At 33.5% G+C, this 26,850-nt stretch carries 22 protein-coding genes; 11 read left to right on the plus strand and 11 right to left on the minus strand.

Going from position 1 to position 26,850, the window contains the following annotated elements:
- Positions 1-12 precede the first annotated feature (12 nt).
- Both D1816_RS15770 and D1816_RS15775 read right to left on the minus strand, forming a co-directional pair.
- Complete coding sequence (locus tag D1816_RS15770) at positions 13-879, minus strand: DUF58 domain-containing protein (protein WP_118504051.1); 867 nt, start codon at positions 877-879, stop codon at positions 13-15.
- A gap of 82 nt (positions 880-961) precedes the next feature.
- Complete coding sequence (locus tag D1816_RS15775) at positions 962-1,963, minus strand: MoxR family ATPase (RefSeq protein WP_118504052.1); 1,002 nt, start codon at positions 1,961-1,963, stop codon at positions 962-964.
- 275 nt (positions 1,964-2,238) lie between these two features.
- Here D1816_RS15775 and D1816_RS15780 point away from each other — a divergent pair, with 275 nt between their 5' ends.
- The 3 genes from D1816_RS15780 to D1816_RS15790 all read left to right on the plus strand — a co-directional run bounded on the left by D1816_RS15780 (position 2,239) and on the right by D1816_RS15790 (position 5,025).
- On the plus strand, positions 2,239-2,991 hold the full coding sequence (locus tag D1816_RS15780) for an SDR family NAD(P)-dependent oxidoreductase (protein ID WP_118504053.1): 753 nt from the start codon (positions 2,239-2,241) through the stop codon (positions 2,989-2,991).
- A gap of 82 nt (positions 2,992-3,073) precedes the next feature.
- Positions 3,074-4,213: an ATP-binding protein gene (locus D1816_RS15785; protein ID WP_066312129.1), complete on the plus strand. Its 1,140-nt coding sequence runs from the start codon at positions 3,074-3,076 to the stop codon at positions 4,211-4,213.
- An 83-nt stretch (positions 4,214-4,296) separates the two neighbouring features.
- Positions 4,297-5,025 (plus strand): metallophosphoesterase family protein, encoded by a 729-nt coding sequence (locus D1816_RS15790; protein WP_118504054.1) that lies wholly within the window; start codon positions 4,297-4,299, stop codon positions 5,023-5,025.
- A gap of 50 nt (positions 5,026-5,075) precedes the next feature.
- Here D1816_RS15790 and D1816_RS15795 read toward each other — a convergent pair whose 3' ends face one another.
- Both D1816_RS15795 and D1816_RS15800 read right to left on the minus strand, forming a co-directional pair.
- Positions 5,076-5,279, minus strand: coding sequence for a hypothetical protein (locus tag D1816_RS15795; protein ID WP_066312137.1), 204 nt, complete (start codon positions 5,277-5,279; stop codon positions 5,076-5,078).
- Between the two features lie 116 nt (positions 5,280-5,395).
- Positions 5,396-7,132 (minus strand): AraC family transcriptional regulator, encoded by a 1,737-nt coding sequence (locus D1816_RS15800; protein ID WP_118504056.1) that lies wholly within the window; start codon positions 7,130-7,132, stop codon positions 5,396-5,398.
- Between the two features lie 283 nt (positions 7,133-7,415).
- On the opposite strand from D1816_RS15800, the gene D1816_RS15805 reads away from it, so the two are divergent.
- From D1816_RS15805 to D1816_RS15815, 3 genes are all read left to right on the plus strand, one after another.
- Positions 7,416-8,243, plus strand: a complete 828-nt coding sequence (locus D1816_RS15805) for a hypothetical protein (RefSeq protein ID WP_118504058.1) — start codon at positions 7,416-7,418, stop codon at positions 8,241-8,243.
- A 231-nt stretch (positions 8,244-8,474) separates the two neighbouring features.
- On the plus strand, positions 8,475-9,614 hold the full coding sequence (locus D1816_RS15810; protein WP_066312147.1) for an SPFH domain-containing protein: 1,140 nt from the start codon (positions 8,475-8,477) through the stop codon (positions 9,612-9,614).
- Between the two features lie 74 nt (positions 9,615-9,688).
- Positions 9,689-10,792, plus strand: coding sequence for a DNA helicase PriA (locus D1816_RS15815; RefSeq protein ID WP_118504060.1), 1,104 nt, complete (start codon positions 9,689-9,691; stop codon positions 10,790-10,792).
- Positions 10,793-10,845: 53 nt separating this feature from the next.
- On the opposite strand, the gene D1816_RS15820 is transcribed toward D1816_RS15815, so the two are convergent.
- From D1816_RS15820 to D1816_RS15850, 7 genes are all read right to left on the minus strand, one after another.
- Positions 10,846-11,316: a hypothetical protein gene (locus D1816_RS15820; RefSeq protein ID WP_118504062.1), complete on the minus strand. Its 471-nt coding sequence runs from the start codon at positions 11,314-11,316 to the stop codon at positions 10,846-10,848.
- A 63-nt stretch (positions 11,317-11,379) separates the two neighbouring features.
- A complete protein-coding gene (locus D1816_RS15825) occupies positions 11,380-15,135 on the minus strand; it encodes a T9SS type A sorting domain-containing protein (RefSeq protein ID WP_118504064.1) in 3,756 nt (1,251 codons plus the stop codon).
- Positions 15,136-15,405: 270 nt separating this feature from the next.
- The gene (locus tag D1816_RS15830) at positions 15,406-15,780 is read right to left on the minus strand and encodes a hypothetical protein (protein ID WP_118504066.1); all 375 of its coding nucleotides are present in this window, start codon (positions 15,778-15,780) and stop codon (positions 15,406-15,408) included.
- 68 nt (positions 15,781-15,848) lie between these two features.
- Positions 15,849-17,234 carry a trehalase family glycosidase gene (locus tag D1816_RS15835; protein WP_205504650.1) on the minus strand — a complete coding sequence of 462 codons (1,386 nt, stop codon included), beginning with the start codon at positions 17,232-17,234 and terminating at the stop codon, positions 15,849-15,851.
- A gap of 100 nt (positions 17,235-17,334) precedes the next feature.
- Positions 17,335-18,888, minus strand: coding sequence for an aldehyde dehydrogenase family protein (locus tag D1816_RS15840; RefSeq protein ID WP_066312158.1), 1,554 nt, complete (start codon positions 18,886-18,888; stop codon positions 17,335-17,337).
- Between the two features lie 158 nt (positions 18,889-19,046).
- Entirely contained in the window at positions 19,047-19,586 is a 540-nt protein-coding gene (locus D1816_RS15845; RefSeq protein ID WP_118504071.1) for a 3-hydroxyanthranilate 3,4-dioxygenase, read from the minus strand.
- 188 nt (positions 19,587-19,774) lie between these two features.
- Positions 19,775-20,701 (minus strand): nicotinic acid mononucleotide adenyltransferase, encoded by a 927-nt coding sequence (locus D1816_RS15850; RefSeq protein WP_118504073.1) that lies wholly within the window; start codon positions 20,699-20,701, stop codon positions 19,775-19,777.
- A gap of 125 nt (positions 20,702-20,826) precedes the next feature.
- Here D1816_RS15850 and D1816_RS15855 point away from each other — a divergent pair, with 125 nt between their 5' ends.
- From D1816_RS15855 to D1816_RS15875, 5 genes are read left to right on the plus strand one after another with little or no spacing between them, the layout of a single operon-like run.
- The gene (locus tag D1816_RS15855; protein WP_066312162.1) at positions 20,827-21,822 is read left to right on the plus strand and encodes an NAD(P)H-dependent glycerol-3-phosphate dehydrogenase; all 996 of its coding nucleotides are present in this window, start codon (positions 20,827-20,829) and stop codon (positions 21,820-21,822) included.
- Between the two features lie 40 nt (positions 21,823-21,862).
- Positions 21,863-22,324 carry a nuclear transport factor 2 family protein gene (locus D1816_RS15860; RefSeq protein WP_118504075.1) on the plus strand — a complete coding sequence of 154 codons (462 nt, stop codon included), beginning with the start codon at positions 21,863-21,865 and terminating at the stop codon, positions 22,322-22,324.
- A gap of 10 nt (positions 22,325-22,334) precedes the next feature.
- Positions 22,335-23,177: a sulfurtransferase gene (locus D1816_RS15865; RefSeq protein ID WP_233565238.1), complete on the plus strand. Its 843-nt coding sequence runs from the start codon at positions 22,335-22,337 to the stop codon at positions 23,175-23,177.
- Between the two features lie 20 nt (positions 23,178-23,197).
- Positions 23,198-24,298, plus strand: a complete 1,101-nt coding sequence (locus D1816_RS15870; RefSeq protein ID WP_158597718.1) for a glycoside hydrolase family 3 N-terminal domain-containing protein — start codon at positions 23,198-23,200, stop codon at positions 24,296-24,298.
- A gap of 48 nt (positions 24,299-24,346) precedes the next feature.
- Positions 24,347-26,794 (plus strand): zinc-dependent metalloprotease, encoded by a 2,448-nt coding sequence (locus D1816_RS15875; RefSeq protein ID WP_118504079.1) that lies wholly within the window; start codon positions 24,347-24,349, stop codon positions 26,792-26,794.
- Positions 26,795-26,850 lie beyond the last annotated feature (56 nt).

The following is a 26,850-nucleotide window of genomic DNA, read 5'->3' on the forward strand; positions in this document are numbered from 1 at the left end:
TCGTAATGTCTGCTATCCTCTTCGTTTAAAATATCCTAGTAATTTTTTTACATAGCTTTCATCTACTCTGCTACTTAATGAACCTGCACCACTTCTAGTAAAGCTATCTTTAAAATAATCAACTCTTTCTTGATAATATTTACTATAATTTGTTCGTGTCTTTTTTGAACCTGTATTGACTAATAATAACTCTCCTGTTTCTTCATCTTCCATTTGTACCATCCCTAGATTTGGAATTTCTTCCTCTCTACGATCATACACCCGTATTCCGGTAACATCATGTTTACCTCCTACGATTTTGAGCGTATGTTGATAATCATCTGCTACAAAATCTGAAAGCATAAAAACTATAGCTTTCTTTTTCATCACATTTGATAAAAACTTTAATGCTTCTGTGATATTTGTTTTTTTGCTTTTAGGTTGAAATTCTAAAAGCTCTCTAATAATACGAAGCACGTGAGATCTACCTTTTTTAGGTGGTATAAATAATTCTATTTCATCTGTAAACAGAATAAGGCCAATCTTATCATTATTTTGAGTGGCAGAAAAGGCCAATGTAGCAGCAATTTCAGTGACATTTTCTTTCTTAAACTGCTGTTGTGTACCAAATAATTGAGATCCCGAAACATCTACCATTAGCATCATGGTAAGTTCTCTCTCTTCTTCAAATACTTTGATATAGGGTTCGTTATACCTGGCTGTTACATTCCAGTCTATATTACGAACATCATCACCAAATTGATATTGCCGTACTTCGCTAAATGTCATACCTCTACCCTTGAAAGTAGAATGATATTCTCCTCCAAAGATATGGTCGCTTAAACGACGCGTCTTAATTTCAATTTTTCGAACTTTCTTTAGTAACTCTTTAGTATCCATAATCTTGTTTCAGGTTGTTTCACTTGATGAATGTCTTAGTTTTGTATTTTACATTGAAACTAAAACTTCAAACAATAAACTACTATGGTACCTCTATTTCGTTTACAATTTTGCTTATAATATCTACTGAAGTTACATTTTCGGCTTCGGCTTCATAAGTAATACCAATACGATGGCGCAATACATCATAAACTACTGCACGAACATCTTCTGGAATAACATACCCTCTTCTTTTAATAAAAGCATAACATTTTGCTGCGGTTGCCATATTAATACTACCACGAGGAGATGCTCCAAAACTAATTAATGGCTTTAACTCTTCAAGCCCATATTTCTCAGGATAACGCGTAGCAAAAATGATATCAAGAATGTATTTTTCGATTTTTTCATCCATATAAACTTCTCGTACTGCTTTCTGTGCATTTACGATTTGCTCTATAGAAACTACTGGGTTTACTTTTTCAAATGATCCTTTAAGGTTTGCGCGAACAATTAACTGCTCTTCTTCCAGTTTTGGATAATCGATAACTGTTTTTAACATAAAACGGTCAACCTGAGCTTCTGGTAACGGGTACGTTCCTTCTTGCTCTACTGGGTTCATGGTAGCCATTACCAAAAATGGTTTATCCAGAGTAAACGTCTCATCACCAATAGTTACTTGTTTCTCTTGCATTGCTTCCAATAATGCACTTTGTACTTTTGCCGGAGCACGATTAATCTCATCTGCTAAAACAAAATTAGCAAAAATGGGTCCTTTCTTAATTAAGAAATCACTCTCTTTCATATTATAGATCAAAGTTCCGGTAACATCTGCAGGTAATAAATCCGGAGTAAACTGAATTCGACTAAAACTACCATGAACAGCTTTAGACAAGGTATTAATAGCTAGAGTTTTTGCTAATCCAGGAACACCTTCTAGTAAGATATGCCCTTGGCCTAATAGTCCAATTAGCAGGCGCTCTACCATATCCTTCTGGCCTACAATTACTTTGTTAATCTCTAAAGTAAGTAATTCTACAAATGCAGATTCTTTTTCTATTTTCTGATTGATTGAAGCAATATCAATAGCACTATTTTCTTCCATCTATTTTATTTTTTTAAAGGGGTGAATTTAATACTCCTAATCCAACATTGCAAATTGTCGAAATAATTTTCACATTCTTGTTAATTCTTGGTTAAAAGTACATTGATGCACCGGCAATACCCACAAATTTTACAGTATATTTAAACCGCTTTACAAAAAATTAGACATAACAATTTACATCATATTCATGATGAGTTTATCAAAAGACGAACGATATACATTGGTGTTGCATTTTTTAAACAAAGATTAAAAAAAGTCTCAAATCTATTATTTACATGAAAACAGCATTAATAACTGGTGCCACTAGTGGAATTGGAAGATCTACTGCAATTGAATTGGCTAACCACAATATAAACCTTATTATTTGTGGAAGAAGACAAGATCGCCTTAACGCTTTACAAAACGAATTAAGCAAAACTGTAAATGTTCATACACTCTGTTTTGATATTAGGGATAAAACAGCGGTTCACGAAGCCATCGAAAGCCTTCCTGAAACATTTAATCAAATCGAAATTCTTATAAATAATGCGGGAAATGCTCATGGTCTTGACCCAATACAAACTGGGGATATCCAAGATTGGGATGCTATGATTGACATTAACGTAAAAGGTCTATTATACATTTCTAGGGAAATTATTCCTAAAATGATAGCCCAAAAATCCGGTCATATTATTAATATTGGCTCTACAGCAGGAAAAGAAGTATATCCTAACGGAAATGTGTATTGTGCTAGCAAACATGCCGTTGATGCTATCAACAAAGGTATGCGTATCGATCTTAATAAACATGGTATTAGAGTAGGCGCTGTACATCCTGGATTAGTAGAGACCGAATTTAGCAATGTGCGTTTTAAAAATGATGATAAAAAAGCAGATAATGTGTACAAAGGTTTTGACCCGTTAACTCCAGAAGATATTGCAGACGTTATTGCCTTTGTAGTCACTCGACCCTATCATGTTAACATAGCTGATCTGGTAGTTTTACCTACGGCACAAGCAACTAGTACTATTTTGAACAAGAATTTATAACTTCTTTGTAACCAATGTATTGTTGAGCCAATAAAAATGGCTAAGTTTATCTAGGGAAAATATCAATTGCTATTTCAAAGGAATGATTAACAAACGTCTTCTTATTAAAAACCTCTTAGCTCATAATGACGAGAATAGTTTTTATGATAAGAAACGTAAACTCAATATTGGTGAGAAAGAAGGCAAAGCTAAGCTTTTGAAACATATTTGTGCCCTTGCCAATTCTAACCCAAAAAACAACTCGTATATTGTTATTGGTGTCGAAGATGAAGACAATCAAATTATAGGTGTCGATTTTTTTGACGATAGCAAAATTCAAAACCTGGTTAATGCATACCTAGCTAACCCCCCAAGAGTAGCATACGAAAATATTCCTTTTCCTCATCTTCCTAGCGATAAAGTGGTGGGTTTGGTTTCTATAAAAGCCCAGACCAACAAACTTTGTTCTCTAAGAAAAAACATATGGAAATACTACGGTGGAGCTGTCTTTTTAAGAGATGGTAGCATTAGTATGCCCAAAGTATTTGATATCGAGATTAAAGATGTTAATTCAGAAATTGTAAGCGCAATTGAAAGTCATGCCCAAAACAATATCGAACTAACTTTGGATGGGGTTTTTGATTTTATGAATTCTAGAAAAGATTACAATCCAACTTATAAAGTTTTTAAAGAGTATTTCGTGGTTTGCTGGGCGGGTAAAGAGAAAAGACAAAATGGCAAAACATATTATTCAAGAGTTGATATTGAACTTATAAATGAACAAGTAAAGTTATTTTATTCAGAACTCGACGAAGTAAGTATATCAATAGACGATGATCAATATAAAATTATTGAATACGTACAACTAGGGCTTCATGACACCAATAAATATTATCCTCTTGAAGAAGTAGTAATAACCTTTAAAGATAATGCAGGTTATGATATCGAAAGCAAATTGTTATTTGAACCTCCACAATTTGATCGCAAAACACTATATCATCTTTATAACAGCAACAATGCTTTATTGGATAAATTAAAACATAAATCCCAACTATCTAAACGTGAAGAAAAAGACCTTCTTAATCTTTCTGCAACTTATCTAATTTGTTATTTTAATGACTTTAGTGAAGCCAAAGAAAAACTAGAAGAAGCAAAACCATATTTAAAAACATACAACAACCCAACTGTGTATTCTCTTTACAAAGAGAGTATACGTATATTAAGAAAAGTACGATACAGCTAAAAACCCAAAGGCTATACATTTAGCTAAAGTCTTTTTAGTACAGAATAAAATTAAAACCAAACCAACAACAATCAATTATTAAAATGGGCAGAACGCTAGTCATAGGAGATATACATGGTGCATTAAAAGCATTACAACAAGTATTTAGCAAGGCAAAAATAACACAAGAAGACACCTTGATTTTTTTAGGTGATTATGTCGATGGTTGGAGTGATAGTGCTGCATTAATATCCTTTTTGATCACCTTAAAAAAAACTCATAACTGTATTTTTATTAGAGGCAATCATGATGAACTGTGTTATGAATGGCTTACTAAGACCACATACAATCTGGATTGGATAAAACATGGTGGTCAAGCGACTATGGATTCCTACGCAAAATTATCCTCTGAAGAAATTAATACCCATCTTCAATTTTACCAAGAACTGGTTAATTATTATGTAGATGATAACAACCGCCTATTTTTACACGCCGGCTTTACGAACCTACATGGTCCGGATCGTGAATATTTTAGCAAGTTGTTTTATTGGGACAGAACACTTTGGGAAACAGCACTTGCAATAGATCCCAATCTTAAAAAAAGTGATATGCTCTACCCACAAAGGTTGCGTTTATTTAATGAAATCTATATTGGGCACACACCGGTAACTAGAATTAATAAAACTACTCCGGTAAATGCCACTTGTGTTTGGAACATTGATACCGGAGCAGCTTTTAAAGGCCCTCTTACTATTTTGGATGTACGCACTAAAGAATTTTGGCAAAGTGAGCCAGCTTATAAACTATATCCTAATGAAAGCGGAAGGAATTAAGTTTTTTTCTCTCTATGCTCCAAAATGACCCTTTTTAAATGACGAAATGATTATCTCCCTAAGATAACACAACGTATCATACTTTGACATCCCATACCTTTGGTGTCTCCTGGACATTCTCTTTCAATATCACTTTCAACAGGAGGTATTGGCACTGTGATAATAATACTACCCCCATGCACAGTATTTATATTATCAAGTTTTGCAATTTTAAGTTTTTGGAGACTTAGTTTTTTTGTTTTTGAATTTTTCATAATCTGAGTTTTTACATTTTTTCCATTATACTATTGACAAACAAACATAGCTTAAGAGTCAACAAATCAGCACTATAACATCCGCTGCTATCAAGAAATTCATGAATTTCGATAAATTACTCTGCATTTAATGCGCAAAGTTTTTGCAAAAAGTAAGATGGTTTAATTCCTGTGCTTCTTTTAAAAGCTGATGAAAAAGATTCTGCACTATTAAATCCCATTTCTTCAGCAATTCCTTGAATAGTATAGTTTTTAAGTTTTTCGCTTTCTTGCAATTGCTCTACACTATACTCTACTCGCAATTCATTTATATAATGAGTGAAACTCTTATCTTTATGATGGTTAATTATCTTTGACAAATACTTTGTATTTGTATTCATCCTTTTAGCCAAAGAACCAATACTAAGGTTTTTCTTTAAAAATTGATTTTTTTGCTCAAATACTTCTAGGCTGTTTAGAATATGTTCAACCACCTCTTCTGCTATTCCAATTTCATCAAGAGATTTTTTTTGTGTCTTATGTATCGTTTTATTCTTATTTACTAACTCATTAAATTTTTGCTTATACTCCTTCTTATTTTTATACTGATAATACATAAAGACACCAATTATAATAGAGAGAATTATTAAAAAGCTAATCAGAAAAATCATACCTCTTGCACTATTTTTTAACTCTAATATCAATGACTCTTTATCTTTTAATAGCATTGGAGTATCAAACTCTTTAAACAACTTATTAGAAATTGAATCTCTTTGTTGATTTAGAATTTTGTCAAAACTTAATAAGCGATTAACATATACTAACTCTTGTTCTGTATTATTGTTTGCTTTATTCAAACTTATCAAAAACTCATACCCTTTTCTAGTTTCTAACAATGCAATTTCTTCTCTTTGAATAATAGAATCCATTTTAATGAATTCTTTTTGAGCTAATAACGTATCCTTTTGTTCTAATTTTAATTTCCCTAAGTAAAAAAAACCAAGTATATAACTTTCTTGATTTGCTGCAGAACTGTTATGTAATAAAGAAATACCCTTAACTATGCTATCATAAGAACTCTCATATTGTTCTTTATAGAATAGGTTGATTCCCTCATTTAGGACAAGTTTTCCATAATATCTACTACGTAGTTTTTTATTTCTTATCGATAACCGTATTCCTTCTCTATTATATATAGTAGCAGAATCCAACATTTTATTGTACCTATATGACTCTGCCATAGGGATTAGAGATTTCAAAACATAAGTATCATTTTTAGGATATTTCTTTTTCTTGTATTCAAAATTTGCTTTAAATAATATAAGTGCTTCTTTATGCTTAGCTATTTTTGTTTTAATACATGCTATATTATGTTTTGTAATTTCAATATACGGTTCGTTATGTACTTCTTCAGATAGTTTTAATGCCTTTATATAATTATCTAATGCTAATTGATACTGACCTTTCTTTAAATAATATCCCCCTTTAAAAGAATAAGATTTAATGGGGTATTTATCATCATTTAATCCTTCACTAATTGCTATAGCCTCGTCTAACAAAGCAATTTTTTCTGATTCTTCAGAAATATAGCAGGATATAGCACTATATGCCATTGCCATTTTTATAGTATCCTTGTCTTTGATTGCTTTTTCTAAATATGCCGATAAATATAATTTTGATTGTATCGTATCTCGATTCACATTTCTATATGAAGCGTACAACTCATCATAACTCTGTTTTTTTAGAGAATCAGGAACTTTAAAACCTTGTTCCTGACCAATACTAAACTGTATTCCGAAAAGAATATATATACATAGTAGTATTAAACTACATGATTCATAAAAGAAGTATGTTTTTTTTGGTTTCAAAAGCATCAATTATTGGTTAAAATAATCTAATTGCAGGTAGTACAAAGGTACTATCTAGAATAAAAAAAACACTTCATAAAACACCCCATATCACTATCAGAAAAAACCTACTTTTCAACAATAACTATTCTTAAATATTGATATTGAATTTCCGTGAATCTGGATACTGATTTCCGTGAATTTCGATATACACCACTTGTTTACAAGCATATAAGCTAATTACATTTGCCTCGTGCACAGATCATTAAATTTTAAAAAAATAACACACTAATCTTAAAAGAGACCAAAAATGAAAAAACTATTCAAAATAAAATCAAGCATAAGCATGATCATGATTGCCACATTACTATTATGTTTCTCATGCTCAAAAGAAGACGAGTCTATTCCTGAAAATAATGCAGAAATAGAAACAGAAGACATTGCATTACAGCCAAAAACTTTAGCCACTATTGAATTTTCTAATGATGTAGAAATTACTTTTAAAAGCGAAGAAGATGGAGTAATATTTGAAGCAACCGGCCATCCTGATACATTTAAAGGATTGGGAGACTTAGAAAACTTAAGCATTTTGGGGAAATTTTTAGCACTAACTAATGACAATGTGTTGGTTCCTGAAGACCTTGTTCTTCTAGAAGACAATCAAAAACTCAAGAGTGAAGCTTTAAAAAGAGGTACAAACCAAAAACATATCACAAAAATAAACGCTAAACTATCCTTATCAGATCTTAAGGCTCCAGCTAATCCCGCTCATTGTTCAGGATCTCCGGGCTACTATAGTACAGATGCTTTTGGTCAATATTATCGTACTTATAAAAACTATCTTGCAGGTGGCAATGGCACTACTATCTATAGTTCCTGGAAAAGTGGTGGTAATAAATGTAAAGAAGTAAAACTGTGGCTTTCGAATTGTAGCAATAACAAAACATTAAAGGCCAGAACATATTACAAAAATGCATTCAATAATTACAAACATCGTCACACCATTAATATTGCTCCAAATACTGCTAGATTCTGGAGTAAAGGATATCTATCAAAGCGTTACAGAAAGACTACTGTGAGTGCTACAGGACAAGCGGGGCATCGTTTTGGAGGGTATTTATTGTTCACAAATTATTAATACAAAACATAAAATTAATTACCAGAAAAAGTTGTTTCTGATTCTACCCCTCACAGATTCAACCATTAGATCAATACAAACGATCATTAAGCACTTCGGAGGATCTTTATCCTTCGAAGTTTTTATATCTACCTACTATTACTCCCTTCTTTTCTATAAATGTAAAATTAATTTTTCTTCAACCCCACAATTTTGTAGATTTAGGACACCAATTTTAAAATTTATTCATCAATGGGAATTTTTGACAAGATAAAGGAAAAGCTTAGCCACGAATTTATAGATATAATAGAATGGTTAGATTATACAGATGATACCATTGTACATCGGTTTGAACGCTATCAAAATGAAATAAAAAACGGAGCGCAACTTATTGTTAGAGAAGGACAGACAGCTGTTTTTATTAATGAAGGACAATTGGCTGATGTTTTTAAGCCTGGCACTTATACCTTAAACACTCAAAATTTACCCATTTTAGCAACCTTGAAAGGTTGGAAATACGGATTTAACAGCCCATTTAAGGCAGAAGTATATTTTGTGAATACTCATTTATTCACAGACGAAAAATGGGGAACAAAAAACCCAATCACATTAAATGATGATCGTTTTGGATTAGTAGAAATTAGAGCTTTTGGTACTTATGCCTTTAAAATTAATGACGCCGGTAAATTTATCGTAGACATTGTTGGTACTGATGCTAATTTTACCAATTTTGAAATTAATGAGCATCTTAAAAGTTTAATCTCAACTCGTTTTACAGACACTATCGGTGAAGCAAATTTACCTATAGAGCTATATGCCGCTAATACTACAGAATTATCCGAGACTTGTCAGGATGTTATGCAACCAGAATTTAATTCGGTAGGAATATCTCTTGAAAAATTCTACATAGAAAATGTATCTATGCCAGAAGAATTGAAAAAAGAGATTTTTGAATACAGCCGAATCGACAAACTAGATCTTGATAAGTTAACCAAATTCAAAACAGCAAAAGCTATAGAGGCGGCAGCTGCAAATGAAGGAGGTACTGCTGGCGCAGGAATGGGAATGGGAATGGGATTTGTACTCGCTCAACAAATGGGAGGTATGATGAATCCAATGACAGGACAACAAAATGCTGCTGTGCCACAACAAAATGTTCCTGTTACACCACCGCCAATGCCAATACAAGTACAGTATTTTTATGCTAGTAATGGTCAACAAGCTGGACCCGTAACCATGGATCAGTTAAAAGTCCTTTTTGCCAACAGAACCATTAACAAAGATTCTCTAATCTGGAAACAAGGAATGGCCAATTGGACTGCATTAAAAGATATCGAAGAATTAAAATCATTTCTTGGCGGAAACACACCCCCACCATTACCAGGTGCCTAATTTTATTGATATATTCATGAAGATTCTTACCTAAAATTTATCCTAGCGATATAAAGGTCAAGAATAACAGCCATATGGAAGAAGAAGCAAACAAAGTCGTTTCAGAGCGAAAGAAATCCTGTGTCAATTGTGGTGCAGAATTAAAATATAAGCCAGGTACCACGCAAATTACTTGCGAGTACTGTGGCCACGAAGAAACTATCGTTCAGCATCAAGATGGGTTACAAGAATTAGACCTTATACCTTATCTCGATGAGATGGGTTCCCAGTCACACTCTGAAGAGATTATGATGCTACATTGCAAAAACTGTGGTGCAAATCAGCATATCGAAGAGAATTATAAGTCATTGCATTGTGTTTATTGTACCATGCCTTTAATTATCGAAGACGCCTACAAAGAAGATTGGATTTTACCAGGAGCTGTACTTCCTTTTCAGTTCGATCAAAAAAAATCGCATCAAATATTTTCTAAATGGGTAAAGGGATTATGGTTTGCACCAAATAACCTTAAAAAGGCTGCATTAGATCCTCAAAAAACAAAAGGACTGTATTTGCCCTACTGGACTTTTGATGCGCAATTATACGCATCTTATACAGGGCAACGAGGAGATTATTATTATGTAAGCGTTCCGTATACCACTAAAGTAAATGGAAAAACTGTACAAAGAACGAGACAAGAGCGCAGAACAAGATGGACACCCGCTCGTGGAAACGTAAATGGTTTTGTCGATGACACATTGATTAAAGCCTCTCATCAAAGAAAAAATACAATCCCCCAAAAAATTTCAAATTGGAACCTTAATGCCCTTGAAGCTTTTAATACTAGTTTCTTATCGGGATTTGTTACAGAAAAATATACTATTCCGTTAAAAGACGGTCATTTATCCTCTACCAAAGAAGCAGAAAAAATAGCAATCACTTGGGCAAAAAGAGATATTGGCGGGGATACACAACGAGTAAACAGTGTTGATATGAGTTTGAGTGAAGAAACCTTTAAACACATTTTGTTACCTGTTTACATTAGTGCATACCAGTATAATGGTAAAAAGTATAATTTCTTTGTGAATGGGCAAACTGGTAGTATATCAGGAAACAGGCCTTATTCTTTCTGGAAGATATTCTTCTTTGTACTATTTATCTGTAGCATTATAGCACTACTATTTCTTGTTTCTAAGTAACAACTTTCGAAAGTTTAGATAGAGTTAAAGAAAGTATTATCAGCTGCATAAAGCTAATCCAAAACTTTATAATAGTCGATAGTATAAATAGTCTGAGTCATATCAAGACATAACCCTTCTCTAACTTGCATAGACATTTCACTACCCTTCACCAATTTATTTTTTAAAATATCATAATCTGTACTAGAATTTTTACTATTCATAAACACTAATGTAACCTCTTGTCCTTTTGAAAGTAAATTTACGATCCCTTGACCAGAATTAACAATACGACTTACCTTTGCTAAAACTGACACTTTATACGAGGTACCACAAACCACTGTATCTTCATTAAGAGATACTATAGATCCTATAAGTTTTATTGTACCGGGTTCGATTCTATGGTTGTCTTCTAAACCACTTTGTACAAGTTTCTGTTCTGATTTCGGTTTTAAATCTGTTTTTTGCACTTTCTCCTGGGCTATACTATTAGATTTACAAGAGAATAACATTACTACAATTATAAAGTATACTATTTTATTCATGTTCTTAAAATAAAAAAAGGAGCTGAATAAATCAACCCCTTTTAAATATATAATAATTTTCAATTAATTTTTAGCTAGTTTAAAAAGCATTGGTGACATTTTACCTGTAATTCTTGCATAATAAAATCCAGAAGATAAGTTAGCCGCATCCCAAACAAAACCTTTACTCATATCAACATTTTTATCAACATGAACTAAATTTCCAGTAGCATTAAATATACTAAGAGTAGCTTGTTCTCCCGATTTAGATAATTTATCTCCAAAGTTAAATATAAACTGTCCATTAGATGGATTTGGATACACTGAAGCACTTTTTACTGCATCTACAACAGCTAATGGATTAACTTCTCCTTCACCAGTTCCTCCATCAGAACCAACCACATCACCAAAAATTCTAAAGGTTTGATCAAGTGGGTTTCCTCCAAACACAACATTAAAAGGTGTCCAGTCAGTAGCTCCTGCTCCAAAAATGTTTGCAAGATCTCTAAATTGAGTTTCTTCACCTACAGCATTATCTTGTGATGCCCAAAACCATCGGTTAGCTCCAGGATTAAATGCTAGGTTAACATAGATTGAAATCCAGTAATTACCACTTTCTAAAGTTAAAACCTCTGGAAGTACTATATTAAGATTTGCATCATCATCATCTGATATTGGTGCTATTCCTCCACTATTATAAACCTCTTCACCTGGTACTCCTGCATTATCTTCGTATATTACTATATTTACATTATTAAAAACAGCAGCATCTCCTCTACCTACTCCGAACGCTAATACTCTATTTATGTTCCAAGTATTACCAGCTGGGATTGTAAAATCGTCTGCAGATTGTGTTAATGCTCCAAAATCTAAGAAATTCTGTGATGTTGTACTTTCTACCACAGCATTAGTTTGCTCATAGATTGATGGTTCAGAAACTGTTACTGTGAAACCTTCAGAAACTTGCTCTTCACCAGAAGTCGCTACAAAACCAATTGAAGCACTTCCTAAAGAATCTGGAGCATATGACAATGTCAATATACTACCTACCAATGTAGCGGTTACCAGTTCTGGATTTGTATTGATTAATTCAATATTTATTGGTAATCCTGCAGATTGCACAAATAGACCTGTGATATCTATTTCTGTATCATCTCCATTTTCATCTACTCCAAAATCATCCAAAGTAAATGCAGTACTTAATGTAGATTCTGGTAATGGATTAGAAATTATCGGAAAACGTGCACTAAAAGCTCCATTTCCATGAGAAGCTACTGCGATAAATCCATCTTTTCTAGTTACTACTTCATCAGTAACAGCATTTCCAATTGCAATATTTTCTTTTCTCCAAACAGTATTTTGCCCATTCAATCTATTAGCGTAATATAAACCAGTACTAGTAGCAGCGAATACTCTTTGTAATCTTGATCCAAAGAATCCTCGACTACCTCCTAAAAATGCTGTGCTTCTTACTGAAGGTCCATTTCCAGAACCATCTGCATTTTCTTCAAGGTTACCACTAATATTAGTCCAAGTTTCTCCTGCATCCTCAGTAAGAAATAAACTTATGACTCCGTAATTAGAATATGTTATAATAACACGATCAGAATCAGAAGGATCGATATTAACATCATTAACAAACGCTCCAACTGGCAAGCCTTCTTTTCCTGTTGTTAAATCGACAACTTCTTGTCCATCAATATTTGCATTATCCATTCTAAATACTGTACCTCTATTTGTTCCGTAATACAATCTATTTGCTACAGGAAATTTAGAAATATCAACGGCAGTAATCGTTGAACCTGCAGGAGCTGCAGTTGTAGTTAAATTCACCCAATTTACGGTAGGGTTAGTACCTGCGAACAATGGTATTTCATCTAAATTGTTATTTCTCCAGATAGAAGTACCTACTGGCATGTACATTACATTATCATCTATTGGATCTAGTATAAATGGATTGATAAATGCAAAACCACTTGCAGCGCCAGGGGCAATTCTAGTAAAAGAAACTCTGTTTCCTTCTTCATCAAAATTAAGACGACGAACGCCTCCATTTTGAGAAGAAACATAACGTGTTCTTCCTCCATCTGCAATAGCACTATATGCACCGTCTGCTCCTAATTGTTCCTGCCAAGCTACTTTTGAATCATTTGAATTTGTAAACCAAGATCCATTATCTTGAAGTCCGATTACTAAATCTTCGTTTTCTGCTTCAGGATCAACAGCAACATGATAAGGTTGTGTAGTAATATAACCATTACTTAAAGATCTCCAAGTCACTTGCTCTGCTTCGTCACTTACCACTGTAATATCTTCTGTTATAGAAACACCTCCGTCATGACCAGATATAGCTCTATTCGGATTTGAAGGATAAAATACCAAAGCATGCTGATCGGCATGATGATTAGGATAAGAAGCTCCAGTACCTATGGTATTCAATAAAACATCTAAATCTCCTGCTCCGTTTCCACCAATCCAACTTTCTGCTCCTGCTGGCGTCGTAAATCCTGTTGTTGATCTATATAAATTAGTCCCTCCAATAAATACAATATTTGATTGAGTAGGGTGTACTTTCATGACCATATCGTATCCTCCTTGAATACTTAAATTTCCTAGGCCTTGATTTACTGGTATGAAAGTAGGTAAATTAGCACTAAGATCAACCCAAGTTTCTTCTGCAGTAGTTGCAGATGCATCATATCTCCATAATACTGCTTGGTTATTAGGATTTCGGTCGGCGGTAAAGAAATATACTATGTTTTCATTTGAAGGATCAATTCCTACCTTAGTTCTTCCAAAATTAGGAATGAAATTTGGTGGTGTAATATTTACCCATGTTTCTCCATCTTCTGATGTTAAGAAACCTGCATTAGGTGCTCCATCAGATTCTATAGTAGCGTATAATGTTCCAGTAGAAGAAACACTAATTTCTACAAAGTTATCAAAACCTGATTCAAGTACTTCTGCAAAAGAATTACCTCCATCTTGAGATCTAAATAGCCCGTTAAACGTAGCTACATAAAGATCTCCATTAGTTGGGTCTATTGCAAGAGAGTTAATCAGATCAAAACCGGATTCAAAAGTTCCAACATTTTCATTGGCTGTTGCTCTTAATTGTTCCCATGTACGCCCACCATCTTGTGATTTATAAACTCCGTTTCCTTGAAAGAAAGACCCTCCTCCACTAGCAGAGTTTCCAGAACGCTCTCCAGAAGCGTAATACCATGTAAAACTACGTCCAGGTCTTGGATCTTGCACAATTGCAGTGATACTTGGGTTTTGAAAAGTTCTAGTTACTTTTCTCCAAGTTTGTCCACCATTTTCTGATCTCCAAAGACCTCCAGAAACACCTCCTGCAAGGATTACATTTTCGTTTCTACGGTCAATAGCCAATGCTCTTGTTCTTCCTCCAACATTGAAGGGACCTCTATTTTTCCAAAAAGAAAAACGACCTGCTTTTGCAGATTTTGATACACTCTTTAGAGATTTTTGAGAATCATCTCCAGTAGCAATTTTGCTTGAAAATTTAAGCTCTTGTTTTCTGATGTCTCTTGGTATATCACCATTTGGAGTTTTTAATCGATTAAATTCATAGTTAGCTCTTTCGACAGCGTTATCTACTTGTATTCCAAGTTTAGTACTTATAGAACCATCTTTGCTATCAAAGACTTGTACGTTTTTGACAACCTGATTCTTTTTGGTCTTAGAATTTTTAGCCTGCGCTTTGCTAATTTGACTTCCCCCTGTAGGGCTTAATTGTTGGGCATTTGTGAAAGTAATAGCCCCCAACATAGCTACTCCCCAAACAGAACGTTTGAGATAACATAATGATGTTTTCATTTTTAAAGCTGATTTGTGAGTAATTCGCAAATCTAACTCAAAAATTTTGATTTTTTTCTTAAAATTTAAGGAATTTTAGCAAATTATTGGTTTTTCTGTAACAAAAACTTAAAATATTACGGTTACATATCCCGTGTTATTTAGCCATTACTGGGGTTTTAGAGTATTTTTTACAAGGTTTTAAAGGACCTAAGTTTACGGTAATCAACTACTTTAATCTATACAGGGTAAAGAATGTATTAAGATGAACAAATGATTAAAATGTTAATTTTAATTACTTTTTTCTAAAATTACCTCTAGGTTTTGAGTAATCACATGACAAGCATCTTTTGTCACTACAATAGGTTCTGTGGTCATTGTACCATATCCTTCTTTACTAACGGTTATAACATATGTTCCTATACGTTCTTGTGCACCATAAAAAATATCGATTCCATTATTTAATAACGTTTCTTTATATTCATTTTCTGTTGCAATAACTTCTACCCCATCAATAAGAGGTGACCCTCCAATACCATCCTTTACTTGCACTACTAATCCTGATTTAACATCTAGTGTGCAAAAGATTGGATTATCTGTAGCATCATCATCGTTTCCGCATGCTATTGTTATACATAATAGACCAATCAAAAAAAACTTATTCATCTCTCCTATAATTTTTGTTTATGTTATAAAGATGCTATAAACTTAATGTGGTTGCGTTTGTTTACTAATTAGCTAAGGTATTCATGATATATCGCAACAGGAATCAAAGCCGTCCAACCACAAAAATCTTTTTTAGCTGGCATACCATAAGATACTAAATCTGGTGAATAATTTTCCCAAAATGTATGCGTCATTGCGAAAACTTCTGCTACCCTTGAATATGTTTTAGTAGCAAGTCGCTTTGCCAAATCATGATGGCTGTATTTTGTTAAACCTTTAAGGACCATATATGATGTTGGAGCCCATACCCCACCGCGCCAATAATCTCCCCACCCTTTATACTCTGGTTCGTCTGCAGAAAGTGCAGGCAATGGTGTTTTACGACCAAATTCTTTTGGGTTTTCGAGATGAGAGATAAATTTTTCTATTCTATTATCAGGAACAACTTTTCCTAATAAAGCCCAATACATACCAATATGTTTACGCTTTATTTGTTTACCAAACCCAAGGTCATAATACATTCCGTCCTCTTCATTCCAACAGTACTTATTAACTGCTACTGTTATGGTATTATGAATTGAAGTATACTCTTTAATATCTTCTGAAACATTTATCAATCTTGCAATAGTTCTAAGTTGATCAGCTACCATTGCCATTTGACAAGAAAAATCAACTAACCTTCCTTGTACATTCCAAACACCTTGCAGAGTCTTTTGATACTCTAGGATGAAGGTACTTAACCATTCTTCTCCAGAAACGCCCATTTTTCCTAATTTTTCACCAAGCTCATGATGCGAAATCCCCTTACCTTCATTATTCCATCCATTCGGATATCGCTGTATGTTATCCATACCCATTCCTAAAGTGTCTGCATAAAAAAGACTATCTTCTGCCTGATAATTTTTAATCAAAAACTCAAAATTCTTTTTTAAACTAGGGTACACTTTTTTTAACCGTTCTTTATCATTTGTAACAGAGAATAGTTCTAATTCTGCAAACGCCAATAACGGTGGGTTTATAGAAACAGGATGGTCTTTTGGCCAAAGAGGTTGTCCGCTATGACGATATTCTCGACAAATAAATCCATCATCATCCATCTGATCATAAAAGTTATCTAAAGCCTGAAAAACAGGAAGTTCATCAAGATGATATTTAGCAAAACAAACCATAAAACACGTATCCCAAAGAAAGATGTTTTTGGAAAAAGCAGCATCTATAAAAGGTTTTTTAAAAAATGCTTCGGTATCTCCGCCTCGTACTTTTGATTTTGTAATTTCTATCGCTCTATCGTACATCTGTTTAGACAATTCGTGAGTTACTTTAAATATTGAAGGGCATTCTTTTTCATTTTCTAATTTAGTGGTAGTTTCAGTATTGCAGGCATATATTCCTGAAAGACTTGCAAAGCTTGCGCTCACTCCTATTTTTTTTGCAAATTCTCTTCTTTTCATCATATCGATGTTTGTTTGTAGAAAGTTACGCAATCCAAAGAAGTCAACAAAAAAAGCATCTTGATTGATCAAGATGCTTTTTTTGTTTTAAACTTATTTTATGTTACAAATCGAATTTGATCCCTTGTGCCAAAGGCAACTCTGTTGTATAATTTATGGTATTCGTTTGACGGCGCATATATACTTTCCAGGCATCTGATCCAGATTCTCGACCACCACCGGTTTCTTTTTCTCCACCAAAGGCACCACCAATTTCTGCTCCGGATGTACCTATATTTACATTGGCAATACCACAGTCTGATCCAGCATGTGATAAGAATCGCTCTGCTTCTCTTAAGTTATTTGTCATAACGGCTGATGATAATCCTTGAGCCACTCCATTTTGCACATCAATTGCATCTTCTATATCGCCACTATATTTTAAAAGATAAAGCACAGGCGCAAATGTCTCATGTTGTACAATTTTGAATGAATTATCGGCCTCTGCAATTGCCGGTTTTACATAACATCCACTTTCATACCCTTCACCAGATAACACTGCTCCTTCTACAACAATAGTTCCGCCTTCTTCTACTACTTTTTCTAATGCATTTTGATATCCTTTTACTGCATCTGTATCAATAAGCGGACCTACGTGATTATTTTCATCTAAAGGGTTTCCTATTCTTAATTGCCCATAAGCATCCACAACAGCATTCTTTACTTTATCATAAATTGACTCGTGAATAATCAATCTACGAGTAGAAGTGCATCGTTGACCTGCGGTTCCTACAGCTCCAAAAACAGCACCGATAACAGTCATCTTTATGTCGGCATCTGGAGTAACAATAATGGCATTATTACCTCCTAGTTCTAAAAGTGATTTTCCAAGACGTTCACCTACTGTTGCACCTACAATTTTACCCATTCTTGTAGATCCAGTTGCAGAGATCAATGGAACACGTTTATCTGTGGTCATCATCTCTCCTACTTTATAATCTCCATTGATTAAACAAGAGATTCCTTCTGGTAAATTATTATCTTTTAAAACCTTGGTAATAATGTTTTGACAAGCCACTCCACAAAGCGGTGTTTTTTCACTTGGTTTCCAAACACAAACGTCTCCGCAAATCCATGCCAAAGCGGTGTTCCATGCCCAAACAGCCACAGGAAAATTAAATGCAGATATAATTCCTACGATTCCTAAAGGATGATATTGTTCATACATTCTATGGCCCGGACGCTCAGAGTGCATTGTTAAACCATGAAGTTGTCTTGATAATCCAACAGCAAAATCACAGATATCGATCATTTCTTGAACCTCTCCTAATCCTTCTTGATATGATTTCCCCATTTCATAAGATACTAGCTTACCTAATGGTTCTTTTAGTTTACGAAGTTCTTCGCCAAATTGTCGTACAATCTCACCTCGTTGCGGAGCCGGAAGAATTCGCCAACTCTTAAAAGCTTGGGTAGCTGTTTGAATTACTTTTTCATAATCTTCGGCAGTAGTGGTTTCTACATTTCCGATTAATTCACCATCGACTGGCGAAAATGATGAAATAGTCTCTTTTGACGAAAACCAATTAGCTCCCGTTGAAGTTCCTTTATTATGATCTGAAACACCTAGTTCTTTAAGTGCTTCTTTAATTCCGAAATCTACTATTGCTGTTGCCATATACTATAATGCTTTTTGAAAAGGTAAAGATACTGCGTTTTGCAGATAAATTAAATTTTGATAGATTCTAAAGTTAAAATTGAATGATTTTTCAGAAAAAGGCATCTAAAAAAATCAAATCGATAAAAAAATAAAATTGAAAGCATCAATTTGACACCCTATTCTTCTGATATAAATCGTTTATCTGTTGGCATCACTGTGCCGCAATTATTACAAGTTCTTAATGTCTTGTTTCCATAAAAATCTTTAAAATGTTTTAGGAAATCTTTTTCTATATCTTCTAATTTAAAATATACATCATGTAATTTCTCATTACAATTATCACAAAACCATAATAATCCATCTTCTGCATTAAGATCTACTCGTTTTCTCTCTATTACCAACCCTATTGATCCTTCATGTCGCACGGGAGAATGTGGAACTTTGGCTGGATGTAAATACATATCACCAGGTCCTAATTTCATGGTTTTCTTTTCACCTTCTTCTTGTATATGTACCTCGATTGTTCCTTCTAATTGATAGAAAAGCTCTTCTGTTTCATTATAATGATAATCTTTTCTGGCATTTGGCCCTGCAACAATCATTACGATATAATCTCCTGCATCTTTATATAAGTTTTTATTGCCAACAGGAGGTTTAAGCGTCTCTCTATTTTCTTCAATCCATTGATTAAGATTGAATGGTTTTTGAATTGCCATATATGCTATTTTAAAGTGCTATAAAAATAAGGAATTGGCATTGAAAATTTTAAAATTCAATCAATAAAGAGTTTTCTATTTAGAAAAAACAGAAAAAAGAAATCGCTCAAACAAAATTTCTTTTGTAGAGCGATTCCCAACTAAATAACCAACCAAAAAGTTAATGCTGTAAAGTGCTGTCCTTACTTTTATTTTGAAAGCTTAAGAAAATCAGCCTTTTTTAGTCTTTTTATATCATTTTGAACAGATTTGCTTCCGTTCTTAGCATTTTTAAATTGTAATTGCCCTAAGCCTTTAAAATGATAGACTGTACCTGACGGTTCGTGCAACAATTGTATTTTACTGTCATTAATAACGGATAATTCAAAGATTTCATTGTCCGGAGAATCGTAATCAAGTGTTAAAGTTTTCTTATCAAAAATATTTGCAATGTCATATACATCATAATGTCCTGTATAATCATAGTAAATATCATCTATCGGAATTCCGTTTTGATCTTCAGAACTCTTAAAATTATCGCCTGCTCCGAAATATTCGAACCTTAAATAGTTTTCATTGTCAAATGCATTTAATGCTCCAAATTCACTAGTGTATACTTTTTCCCATGTTTCATACTCTTGTAAGAAATAATGAATATTATCATAAAACACTCTATCATAATCAAACGAATTTCTTTGATAACCTATTAAATAGTAACTCGTATTTGTTGAACGATTATAAACTTCTATTTCGTTATTAGAAAGTTGTGATATTACCAATCGATAAAATCCATCGATATCATGATCTATCTCAAGTTCCATTCTGTTAGTATCATAATAACCAACATCTAACCCAAAACCGTTTCCGTTGCTACCTAGCCCTACTAAATTATTATTGGCATAAAACGCACCATTTTTAAAAGATACTGTAAACGCTTTTTGAAAAAATGGGATTTCGACATTCCCTTTAGTTCGTTCTACATCAACATACCAAATTTCATATGAATTTAATAACGCATTTAAACTAATTCTAGGTTCATCAATAATAGTATCATCATCAATTATTACCTCTGCAGTACATGCAGATAATGCTATAGCGCCTAAAAATATGATCGAAAGTAATTTAATAGTTTTCATAAGCCGTGTATTTTTCAATATTCTTTTACTGAAAACCAAAAGGCGTGCCAAACTTATATTTAATTGATTATCAGTTTTTTAATTTGCGCTCTATTTTACTTATTTTTGACTACACAATCTTCTCTATGGAAAAAAAGCTAAAATTTGCTGTTTTAGGTGGTGGTAGTTGGGCTACCGCTATTGTAAAAATGCTTACCGAAAACCTAAATGAAGTAGGTTGGTATATGCGCAGCGTCTATGCAATAGAACACCTAAAAAGACAACAACACAATCCTAACTACCTTAGTTCGGTAGAATTCAAAATTGATCAGCTTAAACTTACAAATGATATTAATGAAGCTGTTGAATATGCAGACTATCTTATTTTTGCGATTCCATCTGCATTTCTGCATACAGAACTTCAAAAGCTCACAGCATCATTAAAAGACAAAGTGATTTTTTCTGCTATCAAGGGTATTGTTCCGGAGACTGGCCTTATTGTAGGAGAACATTTTCATGATACATATAATATTGATTTTAATAATATAGGTGTTATCACCGGGCCTTGTCATGCAGAAGAAGTAGCTTTAGAGCGTTTATCCTATCTTACTATTGCTTCAAATGATGAACAGAAAGCCACTATAATGGCAAATCATTTAAGCAGTGATTACATTAAATGTAAAACAAGTGATGATATTATAGGTACAGAATATGCTGCTGTATTAAAAAATATTTATGCCGTCGCCGCTGGAATTGCACATGGATTAGGGTATGGAGATAATTTTCAAAGTGTTTTGATGAGTAACGCAATTCGTGAAATGAAACGTTTTATCAAAAAAGTACATAAAATGAAACGAAATATTAATAACTCGGCCTATCTAGGTGATTTATTGGTAACCGGTTATTCTATTTTTTCCCGTAATCGCATGTTTGGGAATATGATCGGTAAAGGGTATACTGTAAAAAGTGCCCAAATGGAAATGAATATGATTGCAGAGGGATATTATGCTGCCAAAACAGCCTATGATTTAGATGCCACAGCAGAAGCTAGAACTCCAATTATTGATGCCGTACACGATATTTTATATGAGAATAAAAATCCAAAAAAAGTTTTTAAAAAGCTAGCAGATAAATTAGATTAAGCACAAAAACATACATTATTCACACTTAAATTTAGTACTTATGAAAGAGCTTATTACAACATTTTATACTGGTTTAAGTGAACTTGATGCCGATAAGATGATTTCTTGCTATCATGAAGATGTTATTTTTGAAGACCCTGGTTTTGGTCAACTAAAGGGAGATCGAGCAAAAGCTATGTGGCGTATGCTGTGTAAAAATGCTAGAAATTTTAAAGTAGAATTTTCAAAAATCGAAAGCGATGACCAACATGGTTCTGCACATTGGGAAGCATGGTACACATTTAGCAAAACAGGAAGATCTGTTCATAATATCATCGATGCTAAATTTGAATTTAAAGATGGTAAAATTATAAAACATACAGATCACTTTAACTTACACCGTTGGGCATCACAAGCAATTGGTTGGAAAGGAAAATTACTTGGTGGAACTAAATTTTTTAAGAAAAAACTAACGCTACAAACCAATACATTGCTAGATAAATTTATGGCCTCTATATCTTAATACCTAAGTAATGAACACTCTAGAAATCTCACAACCACTTGTTTCTGTTTCCTGGCTTGCAGAACATATCAATCACCCTGACCTCATTCTCTTGGATGCTACTATTCCAAAAGTGACTTCAAAAAAAGATTCAGACACGATTACTACTATTAAAAACGCAAGGTTTTTTGATATTAAAAAGACTTTTTCTGATACCACTACAGACATTCCAAATACACTTCCTTCTCCAGAAGATTTTAGTGTTTCTTGTCAAGAATTAGGTATAAGTTCTAATAGCACTATTATCATCTATGATCGATTAGGGATTTATTCGAGTCCAAGAGTATGGTGGATGTTTATGACTATGGGACATAAAAATGTTGCTGTATTAGATGGTGGTTTACCAGAGTGGGACAATTTAGGATACCCTTTAGAAAAAACATATGCCCAACAATGGGATAAAGGTAATTTTACAGCTACTTATAATCCTCTTTTAAATTCGAACGCCGCAGTCGTTTTGGATAAAATAAATAGTGAAAACACTTTAATATTAGATGCACGATCACCAGGAAGGTTTGAAGCCAAAGAACCTGAACCAAGAGCAAGTCTTAAAGGTGGTCATATCCCTAATTCTATGAATTTATATTATGCCACTGTATTACAAAATGGCAAAATGTTACCTACCAACGAACTCAAAGAGTTACTTAAGAATTTTAATATTGAACATAAAAAACTGATATTTACTTGCGGATCAGGAATCACAGCATGTATTATTATGTTAGCTGCAACGCTTGCAGGATATAAAAATATGTCTGTTTATGACGGGTCTTGGAGCGAATGGGGGCAATTAGACAATGTTCCAATCCAATGTTAATACTATATACCTTTCCAAACATGAAATATTTTTTCGTATTACTCCTACTTATTATTCTTCCATTTTCTATATGTAATGCTCAAAATTCGAAATTTGATTTGGATGATTTTTATACTGTTAATCCAAAACTAGACCGTGCTGTAGACTCTATATTTAATGCACTAACCGATAAACAAAAAGTAGCGCAGATGATTATTAGCTGCACTGGCGAATTAGGTAAACCAGAGGCTATAGTTAAAAAATTAACCGAAGATGACATTATTGGAGGAGTTGTTTTTCTAAAAGGAAGTAAAAAAACCCATACAGAAACAATTGATGAGCTTAATGCGATTTCTAAAAAAAACAAAACCTTACCGCTTATCTTTAGTATGGACGCAGAACCAAGTTTATTTGCAAGTAGAATAAAAGGTGCCCAAGATGTGGGAAAAACTATAGATATCAAGACAAAATCAAAATCCGATTCTGTAGTAACTATTATCAATCGCGAACTTAAGGAAATTGGTGTACATCATAATTTTGCTCCAGTCCTAGATATAAGCCCTAGTAACGAAGCTATTAAATCTCGAAGTTATGGCAATAATAAAGACTCAGTTATTAATCTGGCCAATCGTTTTATAAAATGCACTCAAGAAGGAGGCATTATTGCCACCGCTAAACATTTTCCTGGTCATGGTCTAGTAAAAGGCGATACGCATAAACAAAGCGTTTATATAGATGGCCCTTTACAAGAAGTAGACAACTACATCCCAATTATTGCAGACGGTGTACTATCCATTATGATTGCTCATATTACTGTAGTAAATAATGATGTTTTTGGAACTAATGGACTGCCATCTAGTTGTTCTCGAAGAATTATAACTGATTTGTTAAAAGATGGTATGTGTTTTGACGGCATCGTTATTTCTGATGCCTTAAACATTATGAAAGCCGTTACGATCTTAGACAATGCACCTCTACTTGCCTCAAAAGCAGGTTGTGATATGATATTGATGCCACAAGATGAGAAAAAAACTATGAATTCAATATTAGAAGAAATCAAAATTAACGAAGGTTATAAAACACAGGTAACCGAATCTGTTAAAAAAATATTACGATTAAAACTTTGCGCAGGAATGATATAAATGTTCTCTTGACACGCATTTAGATAAATCAATAATACCAAACTAAGAATGCATCAAATAATTAAAAATATTTTAATTCTCTCTTTAAGTGTTTTGTCAGTACAACCCATTTTAGCACAAAAAGAAAAGAATCAAAAACAAGAGGATAAGACAGACATCGAAATAAAAAAGTATAATGAAATAATTAACACAAAAACAATTTCTGATAATGGGCTTTTTAAGGTTCATAGAGATGGAGAAAAGTTTTATTATGAAATTCCATTTACCTTACTTAATCAAGATATGCTTTTGGTAAGTCGTATTTCTAAAAATGCTTCAAAACTGGGAGGAGGATACATGAATGCTGGCTCTAAAACTAATGAACAACTTGTGCATTGGACACGAGTGCGAAATACAATTCATCTTAAATCTGTCTCTTATAATAGTATTGCGAATGATAGTTTACCTATTTATAATTCAGTAAAAGACAATAATTATCAACCTGTTATATCTGTATTCAAAATTACTGCGTTTAACAACGATTCTACAGCAGCCGTAATTAAAATAAACGATTTGTTCTTAACAGATGTTCCTGCAATTAGTGGTTTATCTCAAAGGTTACGCAAGCAATACAAAGTAAAAAGTTTAGATAAAAAGAGGAGCTTTATTAATTATATTTCTAGTTATCCAAAAAATATCGAAGTAAGGCATGATATGACTTATGCCGCTACAGAGCCCCCTTCTAATTCTAGAACAGGAACTATTTCATTAGAAATGAGTCAATCCATGTATGTATTACCTAAAAAACAAATGCAAGCAAGGTCATATGACAAAAGGGTTGGCTGGTTTACTATAAATCAATTCGATTACGGTTCTGAAGCTCTTAAGGCCGATCGTAAAACTTACATTACTAGATGGAAATTAATTCCTAAAGACCTTAAAGCTTATCAGCGAGGAGAGCTGGTCGAACCAAAAAAACCAATTGTATATTACTTAGACCCTGCAACTCCAAAAAAATGGCGCCCTTATTTTAAAAAAGGTATTGAAGATTGGCAAGCCGCTTTTGAAACTGCAGGATTTAAAAATGCAATTCTAGCTAAAGATGCACCAACAAAAGAACAAGATCCTGACTGGAGTCCAGAAGACTCAAGGTATTCTACGGTAAGATATGTAGCCTCGACTACAAGAAATGCTGTTGGACCCAGTGTAGTTGATCCCCGATCAGGAGAAATTATTGAAAGTGACATTATTTGGTATCACAATCACCTTAAATCGTATCGCAATAGATATCTACTTGAAACTGGTGCCGCAAATCCTCTGGCACGCTCTCTTGATACTCCAGAGAGTGAAATGGGAGAGATGATCCGAAGAGTTATTTCTCACGAAGTAGGTCATGCTCTTGGCCTACCTCATAATATGAAAGCCAGTTTTGCGTATCCCACAGACTCTCTAAGATCGGCTAGTTTTACACAAAAATGGGGTCTGGCAAGTACAATAATGGATTATACGCGGTATAACTATGTAGCGCAACCTGGAGATAAAGGAGTACGATGGATACGTATGTTAGGTCCTTATGACCATTATGCTATAAACTGGGGCTACCGATATATTAGCAATACTGATACTCCACAAAAAGAAAAAGTAACTTTAAACACCTGGATTAACGAAAAATCAGGAGATCCAAAATACCTCTTTGGTGGTAGAAATTCATATGACCCCAGTTCTCAAACAGAATCTGTAGGTGATGACCCAATTGTAGCTAGTTCGTATGGTCTCTCAAACCTAAAAATAGTAGCTCCAAATCTGGTAAAATGGACTACTGCCAATGGCGAAGGTTATGAAGATCTTGAAGAATTATATGCAGAATTAATTCAAGTTTGGTCAAGATATGTCGGACATGTAATAACGAATATTGGAGGAATATATGAAAAAATTAAAACCTCGGATCAATCTGGTATTACCTATACGCACCTTAATAAATCCCAGCAAATAAAAGCTATGGAGTTTTTAAATAAGAATGTATTTACTACTCCAAAATGGTTATTGCAAAAAGAAATAATAAATAACATAAGTCCAAGTGGATCTGTAGACAGAATTAGAAGTATGCAAACAAGACAACTTACTAATTTATTGAACAAAGATCGACTAAATCGAATGATTGATAACCAAGCTCTTAATGATAAACAAGCGTATTCGATAGTACGTATGTTTAAAGAATTGCGTATTGGCCTTTGGAGTGAATTAGAAAAAAATAAATCTATAGATGTTTTTCGTAGAAACCTGCAAAGAGAGCATGTAGCCATTTTAAGAAAACTAATGTTCGAAGATAAGAAACAAAGATCAGACATTAGTGCCATTGCAAGAGCAGAACTTAAAACAATTCAAGCAATGACAAGTAATTCTGCATCAAGATATAATGATGGAATTATTAAATTTCACTTATTAGATATAGAGGCCTTGATTAAAAGATCCCTTGAAACCGAAAATTATAATAGTATTCATAAAACGGCGGAGTAGTAATTTCAATTTTATAGATAATTTGTCATCCTTTTTGGATTAAAAATATTGCGATT

Origin of the sequence: Aquimarina sp. AD10, assembly GCF_003443715.1 — a bacterium.
GTDB lineage: Bacteria > Bacteroidota > Bacteroidia > Flavobacteriales > Flavobacteriaceae > Aquimarina > Aquimarina aggregata.